The organism is Nibrella saemangeumensis, assembly GCF_039541915.1.
GTDB lineage: Bacteria > Bacteroidota > Bacteroidia > Cytophagales > Spirosomataceae > Nibrella > Nibrella saemangeumensis.
In genome coordinates this window covers 128909-144092 of sequence record NZ_BAABHD010000002.1, presented here as the reverse complement: position 1 = coordinate 144092, position 15184 = coordinate 128909, and the positions used below count along the sequence as shown (strand labels likewise).

Below are 15184 nucleotides of genomic sequence, written 5' to 3'. Positions count from 1 at the left end.
TATGAAACGTTTTTACATGCCCTCCACCGCTGGCATACTCACACTTGTAATCAGTGTAAGCCTTGCGGTATTCTCACCGGTATACGGCCAGGCCGTCCGGCTTTCTGATAAACCGGAGCAGTTTATGGGTGAACTGCAGAAGCTGATGGCTACCGGCGGACCCGTATCCGCGAGGGCGCAGAAAAATCTGCAGGCTCTGTGGGAGGACAGCCGTCTTACCCCACAGCAGCGGGAGCGGATTATGGCACTCAGCCGGAAGATGAACGCCAAACGCCTGCAGCCGGTCGCTCATTTTACGCCGTTTTACGAGGCTCTGTCTCTGTACCACGCCAGTTATACGCAGCAGCCAGCCGTATCGGCGCAGGAGCTCGATAACCTGCTGACCATCGCTGAGAAAACGTTTGAAAGTAACGATCCAAAGGTTTTTGCCAAGGCGCTGGAGACGGTACGACTTTTTCTCAGCACCCGGCAACTTTACGCCGGTAACTACAACAAGCTATATGCACACGGTGGAACCCTTTCCTTTCGGTACTTAGATGCCGCCGGTAACGCCATCAGTACCCAGGCAGATGGAAAAACCACTGAGACCGAGAGTACCACCGCCACACCGGCTGCCCAGTCCAGCCGTTTTGATGGCTGGGATGATCCGATCCCCCTTGATTCAGGTAAGACCCGCCCGATTGGCCAGGTTTTTATTCCGCAGAAGCGGCCGATACCCACTGTAACCGGAGCCGTACTAACCCTGAACAACAGTACATTGGTCATGGTAGCCAACGGTGACTCTGCCGTACTATCGGAGACCAGCGGTAATGTCCTCTTGAAAGACGGGATATGGGTTGGAAAAGGCGGAAAGTTTACCTGGGAGCTGGCAGGGCGACCAGACATCTTTGTCACGATGGATGAATATAGCTTCCCCATCATCAGCCCCCGCATCGCAGCAGACGATGTGACACTAACCATGGGGCAGGGCGCTAAACCCATTAAAGGCGTTTTTGAATACCTTAGCAAAAAGCGGGGTCCCAACCAGCCGGTTACATACCCACGGTTTATGTCCTGGCAAAGTGATGTAGCCATGCCGGGTCTTGGTACCGATATCGATTATAAGGGTGGTCTGGCGCTGTCGGGTATGCAGCTTATTGGGGCTTCGGCCAGTGGGCAGCTTTCTGTCTTGATCGTCAAACATAACGGGAAACCAGCGTTCCGGGCAACCAGCCGCCGGTTCGAGTTTGTCGATTCGCTCATCACGGCTCCGGTAGCTTCTTTTGCCGGGTATGTGGAAACGGATTCTGTTACCCATCCGGCGGTGCAGTTTAAGTTTAACCGTACGGAGCGCATTGCCTGGCTGAACAAAATTGACCGGTTGGGCTATGGCAAAGTGCCCTACGCCGATAGCTACCATAAGTTTTACATCCAACCCGAGGTAGTGCGGTGGGACCTGCCGCGCCGGAAAGTTGATTTCTACCAGGTTGGTGCTAAACGCGAAGTGCCTATCCACTTAGAGTCATTCGACTATTTTGACCCGCAGCGGTACACTACTATCTCGGTCGATTACGGCTTCCACCCGCTGCAGATTGCTGCCAATTATATTTCCACCAAGAAAACACAGACGTTTTTGCCGGACGATCTGGCGCAATTCGCTAAAGTGAATTTCAAATCGTTGAGCGGAGCCCTGGACCGGATGGTGCGGGAGGGGTACATTATCCAGGACCCTAATTCGGGTTGGATGCGGCTGAGCCGTAAGGGCGTTCTATACGTACTGGCTTACGCCAAAAAGGGTGACTACGACAACTTTCAGTTCCAGTCGGTATTCGTATCCAACGACAGTACCAAAAATGCTACTATCGACCTGAAAGATAATTTCCTGACCGTGCGTGGTGTTGAGCGGTTCGTTATCAGCGACTCCCTGAAGATTTTCGGGATGCCGAGTGATAAAACACTGCGCATTGGTAAAGGGCGGTCTTTTAAGCTGAATGGCCAGTTGAAAGCGGGTACTTTCCGCTATTCGGGCCGGGATCTGGCGTTTGATTACGACAAGTTCTCTATGGCTCTCAGCAAAATCGACTCCATCACCTTTACTCCTAAAAAGCTGGCCGCTCAGGGAAAGTCCGGGGAAATTGGCGGGGATATTAAATACGATAAATCGGGTACCATTTTCCTGGGGAGCGCCGACAACAAATCGGGCAACGTAAAAGGTAAAAAGACCACCCAGCGGCTAGTTATGCCCGAGGGGGTAACGATCTATTTTAACCAGCCGGAGCGGGGCAACCGGACGTATACCGAAAAAGTATACCTTAAAATTCCGGCCATTGATAATGATAGTATTGGTAAGGCAGACCTTGCGTTCAGTGGCACATTCCATTCGGATGGTATTTTCCCGCCGTTTAAGACTGAGCTAAAAACGATGCCCGATAATACCCTGGGTTTCGTACACAAAGCGCCGGCGGCCGGCTACCCCGTTTATGGCAGTAAATCTAACGTGAAGTTTGCGGGAGAGCTTATCATGAACAAAGAGGGTCTGCAGGCAGCAGGCACGCTGAATCACCTGACGGCTACGCTGAAAACGGATGGTCTTTTATTCATGCAGGATTCGGTGGTAGCAACGGGTAAGTCGGGTCAAATCCGGGAGGGTACTGTAGGAAAAGGGTATTTTCCGGGGGCACAGTTAAACGACTTCAGCATGAAGTGGTGGCCTAAATTGGATAGCATGGCCATCGTTACCAAAGGGAACAGTTTCAAGTTCTACAACGGAACCACCAATCTGGAGGGTCATCTGGTGCTGCGGTCAACGGGTTTATTTGGTAATGGCAGCCTGAGCCGGAAAGATGTTGAAGCCGTATCAAAAAGTTTTAAGTTCAATAAGGAAGGCTTTCTGGCCGACAATGCAGACCTGAAAATCCTTACCGACAAGCAGGCCGGCAAGCCTATTCTGGTTGGGAAGGATGTGGATGTCGACTTTAATCAGGTGAAAGGCATTGTTAACCTGGCTATCAACAAAAAAGGGCATAGCATTGACGATACGCTGCAATCCAGCTTCGAGTTTCCCTTTGCCGGCTACAAAACCTCCATCAACCGGGCCCAGTGGAACATGAATGCGAAAACGATTGCGATGAAGGGCGACGTAAAAACGTCTTCCTTCACTGCCACTGCCGAGGAACAGGAAGGACTGTCGTTCAATGGAACGGCGGCCCTGTATGAGGTGGAAAAAATGGCCCTGAACATCAGCGGTGTACCCTATGTTACTTCCGCCGATGCCCGCATCTACCCGGATAAGGGGTTGGTGTCTATTAAACGGAACGGTGAGATGATGGAACTGAAGAAGGCCCGGCTGGAACTGGACACCGTGAGTCTGCATCACCGCCTGAAAAACGGAAACATCAAAATCCTGTCGCGTACCCGTTTCTCCGGTGATGGTACCTACCAGTTTGCCACGGCTGCCGGCGACACGGCGAGTATCAAGATGGGCAGCTTCGATCTGAAAGAAGCACCGGTACTGGCGTCAAATGCCCCCGTTGCCGATACTCGTTCAGCGCGTCGCAGAAGCAGTCAGAAGCCATTAATGACTTATTTCTCGGTAGCTAAGGCGGAGATTGCCGAAGATGATAAGCTGATCCTGGCCCCGAAAATGCAGTTTAAGGGCAGCATTGCCATGCAGGCTCCGGAGAAGGATCTGGCCATAGAAGGCTACATTATGCCGGCGCTCAAGAAGCGGCCAACGCTGGTGAGCGGCTGGATACCGTTTAAAGAAAAAGTGGTTGAGTCCATTGACATTAAAGTGGACAAGAACCTGAAAAACGAAGGCGATCAGCCGTTGGTAGCGGGTATTCACTACCGCATTGGCAGTACGGGTCTTTACCCGACGTTTCTGTCGGCCAAGGAAGATCCAAAAGACGAGGACATCTTCACGGCGACCGGCATCATGCGGTATGATCCGAAAGAAAAGGCTTTCCGGATTATTTCAAAAACTGCGGATGGTCTGGATGACGTGGAAGGTGCCTTTACGTTCAACGATGATAAAGGAGTCATGGCCTTTAAGGGTCCTTTGACGTTGATGAATACCGCACCGAACAACTACCTAGAAGCCACTGGTTCTGCCCGGATCAACATCGACAGTGCCCTCTACCGACTCAACACCTTCATGTTGTTTAATTTCCCGATGGCCGAACAGCTCAATACAGTTATTGCCGAAAAGATTGTGAAGGCAAATCTGGAGGAAAAAAACGATGAGGCTGCCGAGGATGACCTGAACCGGCTTTCCGACAAGCTGAACCCAATCATTGGGCAGAAGGCGGTTGAAGAGTACCGGATCAAAGCGCAGAATCAACACGTGCCGCTGGTGCAGGCTGCGCCGAAGCTCAATGCCATGATGGTACTGTCGAACGTTAACCTGCGCTGGTCGGAGAAGTATAATGCCTTCTACAGTACGGGCAAAGTAGGCGTATCCAACATGAACCTGACCGATATAAACGCCCAGATGGACGGCTTTGTGGAGATCCGGAAAGGCGCGGCCGGCGATGAGGTAAGTATCTACCTCGAATCATCACCGGATATCTGGTTTTTCTACGACTACCGGCCCGGTCAGCTGGCCATAGTTACCTCCGATCAGGAGCTAAATGACCGCATTACGGCTGGCTCCAAAAAGCGGTCGAGCCTGAGTGTCGTATCGGCCGGCATGGATGAGAAGGTTATATTTGTGGATCGCTACCTTGATCAGTACAAGACCAGAACCAAAGCCGCCCCCAAAGCCCCGGCCGCTAAGGTGGTGAAAAAAGAAGAGGAGAAGAAAAAGGATAAAGAGGAGGAGAAGGAAGGGTTTTAAAGTAGGCAGTTCTCAGTGGGCAGTGGATATATAACTCTGCCTACTGAGAACTGCCTACTGCCTACTCCTCAATCCCGAAGGCCGACAGGCGGACGAACTCGCTGACGCGCTTTCGGATATCGTCGGCGGTGAGGTTTATGATACGCTCGGCACCGAATTTTTCCACGCAGAAAGAGGCCATGGCGGAGCCGTAGATAATCGCCCGCTTCATGTTGTCAAAAGAGGTATCGTCTGTGCTGGCCAGGTAGCCGATAAAGCCACCGGCAAAGGTATCACCCGCCCCAGTGGGGTCAAATACCTCCTCCAGTGGTAAGGCTGGCGCAAAGAAGATGCGGTCTTCGTGGAAGAGCAGGGCTCCGTGTTCGCCTTTCTTGATGATAACGGTCTTAGGACCCATTTTCTGGATTTTAGCAGCTGCCCGTACCAGCGAGTATTCTTTGGTCAGAATGCGGGCCTCTTCATCATTCACCGTCACCACATCAACAAGCGGCAGCACCTGCATCAGGTCGTCCATGGCTATTTCCATCCAGAAGTTCATGGTATCGAGCATGATCAGCTTGGGCCGGCTTTTCATGCGTTCAATAACGGTTTTCTGAATAGCCGGCGCGGTATTCCCCAGCATCAGGTACCGGCAGTTCTGGTATGACTCCGGAATAACGGGGTCGAAGTTCTCCATCACGTTGAGCTGTACCTCCACCGTATCCCGGGTGTTCATATCGTTGTGGTAACGCCCCGACCAGAAGAACGTCTTCTCCTCCTCGCGGATCTGCAGGCCCTCGGTATTGACGCCATGCTGCACCAGAATGTCGATCATCTCCTGCGGAAAATCGCCACCGACAACCGCTACCAGGTTATTCTGCTTTGTAAAATAAGACGCCGACAACGTAATAAACGTGGCGGCCCCGCCGATAATCTTGTCGGTCTTCCCGAAGGGCGTCTCCAGGGCGTCGAACGCTACCGATCCAATGGTTAGTAAGCTCATTTCTTTTGTTTCAAGTTTCAAGTTCCAGGTTTCAAAGGTTTCAGGTTTGGGCTCAGGCTGCTTTAATTTGAAACTTTTAAAGCCTGAAACTTGAAACAATTAAATAATTGGATGGCGTTTGAACTCTTTTGTCCGGTCGAAGAGGTAGCGGTAGGTGATGTGTTTTTTGTTGACGACACCGCCGAACATCTTCGAGACCCGAACCATCTTGACGTTGAAATCACCAATCCAGTTTAATTCCAAATGTTTATACTGGTAGTCTTTTGTCCAGCAAATCTTTGAGTAGGCAATAGCAATGGCGGACTCAATACCCCGTCCCTGAAACTCCGGCACCACACCGAATACCAGGCCAAATGCCTTCTCGTTCTTCTTCCGGAGTTTGTGATAGAGGAAGATCAGCTTGCCCATGAGGTTCATTTTGCCGTTGACGTGCTTGAAAATCTGGTTCAGCTCCGGCAACATGATAAAAAAGGCAATTGGCTCGCCATTGCTGTAACCGAACCAGACCAGCTCTTCCTCCAGAATGGGCTTCATGCGCTTCATAATCGCACGTGACTTTTCCACCGACATATCGCCTACGCCGAGGTGTTTGGCCCAGGCTTTATTGTAGATGGTCCGGAAGTCCTCGGCGTATTTATCCAGCTTAGCTTTCTCAATATGCTTAAACTCGTAATCCGGTGAGTTCAGAATCCGCTGGGCCCGCTCAAAGACGGATGGGTGGATCATCTGCCGTACTTTATCTTCCGGCATCGGCAGGTAAAACGTAAGCTGCCCAAAATACTCCTTAAAACCATACTGGTCAAAGAAAGGGACATAATACGGCTTGGTGTACGGCATACCGTAGTTCGGCTCCTTATCAAACCCTTCCACCAGCAGGCCCCACCAGCGATCCCGTTCTCCAAAGTTGATGGGGCCGTCCATGGCTTCCATCCCTTTGCTTACCAGCCATTCTTTGCAGGCGTCGAACAGGCGGAATGCGGCTGCCTGATTATCGATACACTCGAAAAAACCCATACCGCCCGTCGGCTGGTCATTGTTCAGGCTGGCCGTTTCGAAGTTGACAAAAGCGGCTACCCGGCCAATGGTCTTGCCGGCATCATCCAGCAGCAGCCAGCGGCTACACTCACCGTTTTTGAAAAACTTGTTCTTGTTAGGGTCAAAAACCCCCTCAATATCATCGTCCAGGGGCCGTATCCAGCACGAATCGTTTTTATATAAACGGACCGGAAGTTGTATGAACTCTTTCCGTAGTGTTAGATTGGTACCCACATCAACAAGCTGCATAGCAAACGGTGGTGGCTTGAAAATCAAAGCGGCAAATATAGTGAAAAGGGGACGACTTGTCGATTTACGGTCAACATTCCGTAGATTTGCACCCACCGAAAACGCCTGTTGGCTACGGGTGTTCAGGCTCGGAATTTCATTGCTGCATCGAATGTCACAACCTGTCAAATTATACAATACGCTTACCCGGCAGAAGGAGCCGTTTGAGCCCATTAACCCGCCCTATATTGGCCTTTATGTGTGCGGACCTACCGTTTACAATTATGTTCACCTGGGTAACGTCCGAACCTTTCTCACCTTTGATTCGCTGTTTCGCTACCTGACGTATGTCGGCTACAAAGTCCGCTACGTGCGTAACATTACCGATGTAGGGCACCTGGTGGGCGACAGCGATGAGGGCGAAGATAAAATTGGGCGGATGGCCAAGCTGGAAAAGCTGGAGCCGATGGAAATTGTGCAGCGCTACACCAATGATTTCCACCAGATCATGGAAATCTTCAACATCCTGCCGCCGAGCGTGGAGCCAACCGCGACCGGCCATATGGTGGAGCAAATTGAAGCGGTAAAGAAACTGATCAATCAGGGGCTGGCGTATGAATCGAACGGCTCGGTCTACTTCGACATAAGTGCGTATAACAAAGAAGGTGGTAATTACGGAAAGCTTTCCGGCCGCATTCTGGAGGATCTGCTGAACGAAACCCGCGAACTGGATGGCCAGTCCGAAAAGCGTAATCCGCTGGATTTTGCTATCTGGAAAAATGCGTCACCGGAACATATCATGCGGTGGCCGTCACCCTGGGGTGATGGATTTCCTGGCTGGCACCTGGAGTGTACCTGCATGAGTACGAAATACCTCGGCAGCCAGTTTGACATTCATGGGGGTGGTATGGATCTCAAGTTCCCGCATCATGAATGTGAAATTGCGCAGGGCAATGGCCTCACCGGTAAAGACCCGGTCCGTTACTGGATGCACTCCAATATGCTGACAGTAAACGGCCAAAAGATGAGTAAGTCGTTGGGAAACTCCTTCCTGCCGAGTGAGCTGTTCACCGGCAGTCACCCCCTCCTGGAGCAGGCTTACTCGCCTATGACGGTGCGGTTCTTTATGCTGCAATCCCATTACCGCAGTACGCTGGACTTTTCCAATGAAGCTTTAAAAGCCGCACACAAAGGCTACAAGCGGCTGGCCAATGGCCTCCGGATTGTGAAAAGCATGGAGTTTACCATCGAGGAGGGTTCTACGCCGGAAGAAGCCCACCTGACCGAGATTCAGAAGATTCGCCAGGGCTGCTTTGATGCCATGAACGACGACCTGAATACGGCTGTCACCATTGCAAACCTGTTTAATCTGCTGAAGAAAATCAATCAGCTGTACATGAACCAACTTCTGCCATCGGCCGTGGGTCGGGAAGCCTTTAACCTGTTGCGGGATACGTTTGTCGGTTTTACCGAAGACGTGCTGGGCCTGAAGGAGGAGCGAAACGAAAACGGCGATGCGCTTATCGACGGGATGCTCGACCTGTACAAAGAGTATAAGGTGCAGAAGCAATACGATAAGGTAGATCAGATTCGTGCTTACTTCAAGGCACAGGGGCTGGTAATTAAAGACATGAAGCATCGCATCGACTGGGCTTACGAAGAATAATGTTTATGTTTAATAAGATCACATTGATTTACCTGCTGGCGATGGTGCTGGCACTCGGAGCTTGTAAGAACAGACGGAACCAGAACGAGACCAAATCGGAACAGGTAAAGCTGGCTCCGGCTCCGGCCTTTAATGCCGATTCGGCCTACACCTACATCGAACGACAGGTGGCTTTCGGTCCCCGGGTACCCAATACGTCCGCGCACCAGCGAGCCGGTGATTACCTGGTTGCGAAACTCAAAGAGTACGGCTGGCAGGTTACGGAGCAGCCGTTCACCGCCACGACATACGACGGTAAAAAGCTAAACTCCCGCAACATCATCGGCAGTTTTAACCCCCAGGCCGCTAAACGAATCCTGCTGGCATCGCACTGGGACTCCCGGCCAAACGCCGATGAGGGGAAAGGTACGCAGAACAAGCCGGTACCTGGGGCCAACGACGGGGCCAGTGGGGTAGGGGTGTTACTGGAACTGGCTCGTACGTTGCAGCAAAGTCAGAACAAGCCCTCCGTTGGTGTAGACATTATCTTTTTTGATGCTGAAGATTGGGGCAATTCCGAGAAGGCCAGCGACGAGTACGGCGGGTTTCTGTTAGGATCCCGGTACTGGGCGGCAAATCCGCACAAGCCAGGGTACTCCGCTTATTATGGAATTTTGCTGGATATGGTAGGGGCGAAAGGTGCTACGTTCCTGAAAGAAGGCACCTCCATGCAGTATGCACCAACCGTGGTTAACAATGTCTGGCAGGTTGCCAGTCAGTTGGGCTATACTCAGTACTTTGTAGACCAGTTAGGCGCAACGCTGACGGATGACCATGTGCCGGTAAACACCATTGCCAAAATACCGATGATCGACATTATTCATCTGAACGCAAGTGGCGACCGCACCTTCTTTGAAGATTGGCACACCATTGAGGATGATATGCGCAACATCGACCGTAACACCCTAAAGGCGGTAGGTCAGACGTTGTTACAGGTTTTGTATAACGAGGAATGAAAAAAGCTCTTTTTTACGGCGGCAGCTTTCTAATACTTTTTTCCAGTTGCAGCGATACTCCAGACCGGCTCGGCCGGCTCGATTTAGTCAAATGGCGACAGGACCGGGGTGGCTGTAATGGCTTGCGGTCTATGTTGGTGCCTGACCTGAAAGCCGTTCAGCAGGACCTGAAAGGAAGGTCAAGCAACGAAATTGGTCAATTGCTGGGTCGTCCCGATATTAACCAGATTGCCGACCGGGCCCAAAAGTTTTATATATACTTTCTGGAAAAAGGGCCTCATTGTGAGGACACCAGGCTCAAGTCAAACGCGCCAACGGTAGCTATTCGCATGGGTGCTATTGGTCTGGCTACGGAAGTGACCTTTCAGAACGGATTGCCGTAACTGGCTTACACGTAAAATTTCTTGCGCAGAATCATCTCTTCTACTACTTCTGGCACCATATATCGGATGGAGCGGTTCTGTCGGATACAGTCCCGGATATACGTAGCTGAAATATCCAGTAGGGGAGCTTCGACCAGCCGGACGCTGGCGTGGTGTTTATAGGGGCTTTCAACCGCTCGTGGGCGCGGGTATACGTACAGGCCAAAGTACTCCAGAATCTTGTCGTAGTTCTTCCACTTGTCAAACTGCTCCAGGTTATCTTCCCCCATTATAAGGGTAAACTGGTGCTGGGGGTACTTCTCCTGAAGTCTGGCCAGCGTATCAATCGTGTAGCTCGGACGGGGCATCGAAAACTCGATGTCGGTCACTTTTAGCCGGCTGTTGTCCGCGATTGACCGCTCTACCATATCGTAGCGGTCAAACTCGTGCAATAAACTCTTGTTCTTTTTGAAAGGATTCTGGGGAGAGACCACAAACCAGACTTGCTCCAGGTCGGTGGACGTCGCCATGGTGTTGGCGATAATCAGATGCCCGATGTGAATGGGATTAAATGAGCCGAAGAATAAGCCTATCTTCATGCTACATTCTTTAAATCACAACGGCTTTAGGCGGCACTTTCGATTCGTAGATGAAGTCGTCGGCCAGCTTCTGGGCCTTTTTCAGGGCTTCGTCCAGGTTGTCATTGACCAGAATCACATCAAATTGGTCCTGGAAACTCATCTCGAAGTGAACCTTAAATAAGCGTTTCGACAGGCTATCATCGGTTTCGGTACCGCGGCCCATCAGCCGGGCCTTCAGCGTTTCCTCATCGGGTACCTTAACAAAAACAGCCAGCGCGCGGTCGCCGTAGTAGCGTTTCAATTTAAGTCCTCCCTGCACATCAACATCAAACAGAACGTGTTTTCCTTCGTCCCACAGCCGCTGAATCTCTGATTTCAGGGTGCCATAGAACGCTCCGGTATATACTTCTTCCCACTCGACGAATTCGTCGTTATCAATCCGTTGCTTGAAATCTTCGGGAGTCAGAAAGTAGTAATCTTTGCCGTTTTGTTCACTGCGACCGCGCCGGTCACGTGTGCAGGCGGAGATAGAAAAGCCGAAGTTCGGGTTGGTGGCTAAGAGGTGCTTGACGATGGTTGTTTTGCCCGAACCTGAGGGTGCCGAAAAAATAATGAGTTTGCCTTCCAATGCCGCTTAACTTACAATTTGAGACCGGATTGCCGCTGCCACTTTGTCGGGACAACACTTTTTCTCAATCTTACCCTGGAGTGCTTCTTTAATGCATTTCTCCAGTTTATACATCTCAATACATGGCTGGCAAATATCCATGTTCAATCTGAAGTGCTCCTTTTCTTCTTCGGTAGCCCCTCCATCCAAAATTGCCTGAATTCTCTTCAGGCAATCTGCCTGGTGTTCACAAGTGGTTTTGACGGGAGCTGTACCCGACTGAACCTCTTCAGACATACCTTCCATACTTACCGAAGCTGACGAACGCAATGAACCTGACATTGGAAAAATTAAATTAATTCCAAAAAATATACAACTCTATGTTTCTTGACTTTAGAACCGATAATGCCGGGTAAAAAGTTTCCGACTACTCGTCATTTTTATTGTAACCCATCGATGAAGCATAATCTCTGAGTTTGTCTTTCAACAGGTTCCGGGCGCGGTGCAACCGAGAGCGGACTGTTCCAATTGGAATGTCGAGAATCTTAGCCATTTCCTCATACGTAAATCCTTCAATATCGCAGAGAATAATGACCGTCCGGAAATCGACCGGCAGCGAATTTAGCGCACTGGCTACCTCGTCGCCAATCATATCCTGCACCGTATCCACGCGGAGGTCCGTCGTGTGTTCGGTTTCGGCAGCTTCATCGGAGTTGTAGGTTGTTTCTACATCCTGGTAGTCAACCTTTGCCGGCTCCTTACTCTTCTTGCGATAGTCGTTAATGAAGCTGTTTTTCAAAATCCGGAACAACCACGCTTTGGCGTTAGTTCCCTGCTCAAACGAAGAGATAAAGCGAAACGCTTTTAAATACGTATCCTGCACCAGGTCGTTGGCGTCGTCTTCATCCATCGTCAGCCGGAAGGCAAAGTTGTACATGGAGTCTATGTGGGGCATAAACTCTTTGTTGAAGACCTGGTGCTTTTGTTCTTCGGTATACCCTTGGAGTTGCGTATCTGACATAAGTTCGGGCATCGTCGTCATAAATTTATGAAATGAAATTAAAGTCTATCCGGTTACCGGTGGGTTCCTGATAATACGGATCTAAAATGAGTAGCGATGTTTCATGCAAAAAATGGGTTGTTTGCCTCAGTAACTGGTTATTAGGACGGGATTGATAGCCTGCTCAGCATTCAAAACCTTATTCAATGGATAAAGCAAAAACGAACCGCAATGTTTTATCCTTCTAACAAAAATCACTCCGACCGGCTCATTAGGGATAATAACGCAAAAAAGGCGACAACTTGTCAGAGAACAAGTAGGTTTGGATAAGTGGCCGCTGAGCCGCGTAAAAGGTATCAGCGTTAGATGAAAAACACCGCGTTTTCCTGCTGTGGCAACTCTGAAAAGCTAGTTTCTGGTAAAGAATTGAATCAACACTATACAGATTGTTGAGAACAGACTGCTCGCTACGGTACGCAGTAAGGTTGGGAAGAACAACGTAATGCTGCTGGCTTCGATATAAAACAGGGCCGCGTGATGAATCAGCGCCAGCACAAAGACATACCGGAAAAAGGCGGCACTGCCCAGGCCCTGCAACGAAAAGACCAGCCGCGACTCTTGTACCCTTGGGTCCAGCTGAATCCGAACGACCAGCGGGCGCAAATAAGCCATCAGAACAGTAGCGGCTGCGTGCATACCCAGCGTATTATAAAACGTGTCGATTATGACGCCCGTAGCAAAACCAATAAGCAGGAGCGCCGTGGTACTGGTTTCAATGGGCAACAGCAGAATGCAGGCGATATAGATGAAACTGAACGCGAAATCGAACAGCACCAGATTACGGACAATCAGAATTTGCAGCGCCAGATAAAGGATAAAAAGGAAAATGATATTGATGATCTCGCGAATGGTCATTTTTGTTCGGCGTCAACTAATTTCTGTAACTGATCCTGTTGGTTGCTTAGGCTGTTCTCTACGACGTACACAAAAGAAAGATTGCCAAAATTAGTCGACAGATCAATATTAATATCATGGAAGGTCTGGTTCGGCTGGACCCCCACACTCCGCACCCGACCGATGAGGATGCCTGGCGGAAAAACGGAGTTATAATCCGATGTCACGACCGAATCGCCTTTACTGACAGGTTTATACCGCGAAATATCGAATAACTTCATCCGGTCCGGTAATACGCCATCCCAGCGGGCGGTGCCAATTTCCTCCGCTTTTACCAGCTTGGCCGATATGCGAAAATCGGAATGTAAAATAGACGTGGCTACCGAAAAATGCTCATTGCAGTAGCGGATCTTCCCGACAATACCCGACGGCGAGATAACCGCCATACCGGGCTTAATCCCCTCGGCGGTGCCTTTATCGATGGTCAGGTAGTTGTTGGCCAGTTGGGTGGTGTTGTTAATTACCTTGGCAACGGTGTATTTAAACCGCCTGGCAAAAATAGTGTCAGCCTGGTAGGCAGTAGGGGCTATCGGCTGCTTTTGTTGTAATTCCGTGAGTTCTGCGTGGAGCCGCATATTTTCGCTCGCCAGATCGGCATTGACTTGCCGCAGCCGCATGTAATTACGGGCGGCATTGGACCAGTACAGCATTTGGGCCGCGTAGCGATTCGACGTATTAAAAAAACTGGCGCTCCAGTAATTACTGGTGTTGATAATGAAATAAAAACAGACTACTTCCAGCAACACAAACAGGATAAAATTGCGGCTACGGGCAATAAATGCAAAGAGTTCTTCCATGCACAGCAGAACGGAGGTTGGCGTGTGTTGTTAAACGGAGATAGGTTTGAGCCAAAGGCCCAAACCTATCCGGCTTGGTTCATTTTAGGATTTACTACCTGCTTAGCTAATCAGAACGGACTTGTACATGTCCAGGTTCTTGATTACCTCACCAGTTCCTTTCACCACGGCTTTGAGCGGGTCGTCGGCCACGTGGATCGGCAGCTTGGTTTTCGCTGCCAGCCGCTTGTCGAGGCCATGCAGCAACGCACCGCCACCCGTCAGGTGAATACCATTGGTGTAAATATCGGCAGACAATTCCGGCGGTGAAATCTCCAGCGCCTTCATCACTGCTTCTTCAATCTTTGAAATCGACTTATCCAGCGAATAGGCAATCTCGCTGTAGGTCACCTTAATTTCCTTCGGTATACCTGTCATCAGGTCACGACCGCGAATTTCGTAATCGGCCGGCGGATTATCAAGCTCCGGCAGGGCCGAACCAACTTCCATCTTAATCTGCTCGGCAGAGCGCTCACCGATAAGCAGGTTATGCTCCCGGCGCATGTAATCAACAATATCGCGCGTGAATACGTCACCAGCGATGCGAATCGACTGCTCGCAAACGATACCCGACAAGGCGATAACGGCAATTTCGGTAGTTCCCCCGCCGATATCGACAATCATGGTACCATTAGGCTGAGTAATATCAATACCGATACCAATCGCGGCTGCAATGGGCTCGTGTACCATATAAACCTCTTTTGCCCCAGCGTGTTCAGCGGAATCCTTCACGGCCCGCTTTTCTACTTCTGTAATGCCCGACGGGATGCAGATAACCATCCGGTGTGAGGGAGAAAACAGCCGGCTGCCCGTATCAATCATCTTGATCAGGCCACGAATCATCAATTCGGCCGCAGTAAAGTCGGCAATAACGCCGTCTTTAAGTGGTCGAATTGTTTTGATATTTTCATTGGTTTTTTCATGCATTTGCATCGCTTTATGACCAATAGCCAGTACTTTGCCGCTGGATTTGTCCATAGCGATGATAGAAGGCTCATCCACCACAATCCGGTCCTTGTGAATGATCAGGGTGTTGGCAGTACCCAGATCAATCGCAATGTCGCTCGTTAAAAAATTGAAAAGTCCCATTCTAGGCGTGTGCAAAAGAACGATTAATGTCTA

12 protein-coding genes are annotated in these 15184 nt (G+C 50.3%); 4 read left to right on the top strand and 8 right to left on the bottom strand.

Going from position 1 to position 15184, the window contains the following annotated elements:
- Position 1 precedes the first annotated feature (1 nt).
- Complete coding sequence (locus tag ABD949_RS01075) at positions 2-4816, top strand: hypothetical protein (RefSeq protein WP_345239765.1); 4815 nt, start codon at positions 2-4, stop codon at positions 4814-4816.
- 61 nt (positions 4817-4877) lie between these two features.
- On the opposite strand, the gene ABD949_RS01070 is transcribed toward ABD949_RS01075, so the two are convergent.
- Together ABD949_RS01070 and ABD949_RS01065 are read right to left on the bottom strand one after the other, a co-directional pair.
- The gene (locus tag ABD949_RS01070; RefSeq protein WP_345239790.1) at positions 4878-5798 is read right to left on the bottom strand and encodes a PfkB family carbohydrate kinase; all 921 of its coding nucleotides are present in this window, start codon (positions 5796-5798) and stop codon (positions 4878-4880) included.
- A gap of 99 nt (positions 5799-5897) precedes the next feature.
- Positions 5898-7082 (bottom strand): hypothetical protein, encoded by a 1185-nt coding sequence (locus ABD949_RS01065; protein ID WP_345239764.1) that lies wholly within the window; start codon positions 7080-7082, stop codon positions 5898-5900.
- A gap of 151 nt (positions 7083-7233) precedes the next feature.
- Here ABD949_RS01065 and cysS point away from each other — a divergent pair, with 151 nt between their 5' ends.
- Genes cysS through ABD949_RS01050 form a run of 3 tightly spaced genes read left to right on the top strand, consistent with a single transcriptional unit; the run spans position 7234 to position 10105 of the window.
- Positions 7234-8727 (top strand): cysteine--tRNA ligase, encoded by a 1494-nt coding sequence (gene cysS / locus ABD949_RS01060; RefSeq protein WP_345239763.1) that lies wholly within the window; start codon positions 7234-7236, stop codon positions 8725-8727.
- Positions 8728-8732: 5 nt separating this feature from the next.
- A complete protein-coding gene (locus ABD949_RS01055; protein WP_345239762.1) occupies positions 8733-9722 on the top strand; it encodes a M28 family peptidase in 990 nt (329 codons plus the stop codon).
- The gene (locus tag ABD949_RS01050; RefSeq protein ID WP_345239760.1) at positions 9719-10105 is read left to right on the top strand and encodes a hypothetical protein; all 387 of its coding nucleotides are present in this window, start codon (positions 9719-9721) and stop codon (positions 10103-10105) included. The genes ABD949_RS01055 and ABD949_RS01050 overlap by 4 nt, the downstream gene beginning before the upstream one ends.
- Positions 10106-10110: 5 nt before the next feature.
- Here ABD949_RS01050 and nadD read toward each other — a convergent pair whose 3' ends face one another.
- The 6 genes from nadD to ABD949_RS01020 all read right to left on the bottom strand — a co-directional run bounded on the left by nadD (position 10111) and on the right by ABD949_RS01020 (position 15151).
- Positions 10111-10683 (bottom strand): nicotinate (nicotinamide) nucleotide adenylyltransferase, encoded by a 573-nt coding sequence (gene nadD / locus ABD949_RS01045; RefSeq protein ID WP_345239758.1) that lies wholly within the window; start codon positions 10681-10683, stop codon positions 10111-10113.
- A 10-nt stretch (positions 10684-10693) separates the two neighbouring features.
- The gene (gmk, locus tag ABD949_RS01040) at positions 10694-11293 is read right to left on the bottom strand and encodes a guanylate kinase (protein WP_345239756.1); all 600 of its coding nucleotides are present in this window, start codon (positions 11291-11293) and stop codon (positions 10694-10696) included.
- Between the two features lie 406 nt (positions 11294-11699).
- Positions 11700-12293: a sigma-70 family RNA polymerase sigma factor gene (locus ABD949_RS01035; protein WP_425576712.1), complete on the bottom strand. Its 594-nt coding sequence runs from the start codon at positions 12291-12293 to the stop codon at positions 11700-11702.
- Positions 12294-12680: 387 nt separating this feature from the next.
- Positions 12681-13187 carry a hypothetical protein gene (locus ABD949_RS01030; protein ID WP_345239752.1) on the bottom strand — a complete coding sequence of 169 codons (507 nt, stop codon included), beginning with the start codon at positions 13185-13187 and terminating at the stop codon, positions 12681-12683.
- The gene (mreC, locus tag ABD949_RS01025) at positions 13184-14023 is read right to left on the bottom strand and encodes a rod shape-determining protein MreC (RefSeq protein ID WP_345239751.1); all 840 of its coding nucleotides are present in this window, start codon (positions 14021-14023) and stop codon (positions 13184-13186) included. The genes ABD949_RS01030 and mreC overlap by 4 nt, the downstream gene beginning before the upstream one ends.
- 102 nt (positions 14024-14125) lie before the next feature.
- Positions 14126-15151: a rod shape-determining protein gene (locus ABD949_RS01020; protein WP_345239750.1), complete on the bottom strand. Its 1026-nt coding sequence runs from the start codon at positions 15149-15151 to the stop codon at positions 14126-14128.
- Between the last annotated feature and the right edge of the window lie 33 nt (positions 15152-15184).

What these genes read in the sequence shown, in the direction of transcription:
- ABD949_RS01075 (WP_345239765.1), top strand. Translation starts at nt 2, where the DNA reads ATGAAACGTTTTTACATGCCCTCCACCGCTGGCATACTCACACTTGTA.
- ABD949_RS01070 (WP_345239790.1), bottom strand. Translation starts at nt 5,798, where the DNA reads ATGAGCTTACTAACCATTGGATCGGTAGCGTTCGACGCCCTGGAGACG.
- ABD949_RS01065 (WP_345239764.1), bottom strand. Translation starts at nt 7,082, where the DNA reads ATGCAGCTTGTTGATGTGGGTACCAATCTAACACTACGGAAAGAGTTC.
- cysS (WP_345239763.1), top strand. Translation starts at nt 7,234, where the DNA reads ATGTCACAACCTGTCAAATTATACAATACGCTTACCCGGCAGAAGGAG.
- ABD949_RS01055 (WP_345239762.1), top strand. Translation starts at nt 8,733, where the DNA reads ATGTTTAATAAGATCACATTGATTTACCTGCTGGCGATGGTGCTGGCA.
- ABD949_RS01050 (WP_345239760.1), top strand. Translation starts at nt 9,719, where the DNA reads ATGAAAAAAGCTCTTTTTTACGGCGGCAGCTTTCTAATACTTTTTTCC.
- nadD (WP_345239758.1), bottom strand. Translation starts at nt 10,683, where the DNA reads ATGAAGATAGGCTTATTCTTCGGCTCATTTAATCCCATTCACATCGGG.
- ABD949_RS01035 (WP_425576712.1), bottom strand. Translation starts at nt 12,293, where the DNA reads ATGTCAGATACGCAACTCCAAGGGTATACCGAAGAACAAAAGCACCAG.
- ABD949_RS01030 (WP_345239752.1), bottom strand. Translation starts at nt 13,187, where the DNA reads ATGACCATTCGCGAGATCATCAATATCATTTTCCTTTTTATCCTTTAT.
- mreC (WP_345239751.1), bottom strand. Translation starts at nt 14,023, where the DNA reads ATGGAAGAACTCTTTGCATTTATTGCCCGTAGCCGCAATTTTATCCTG.
- ABD949_RS01020 (WP_345239750.1), bottom strand. Translation starts at nt 15,151, where the DNA reads ATGGGACTTTTCAATTTTTTAACGAGCGACATTGCGATTGATCTGGGT.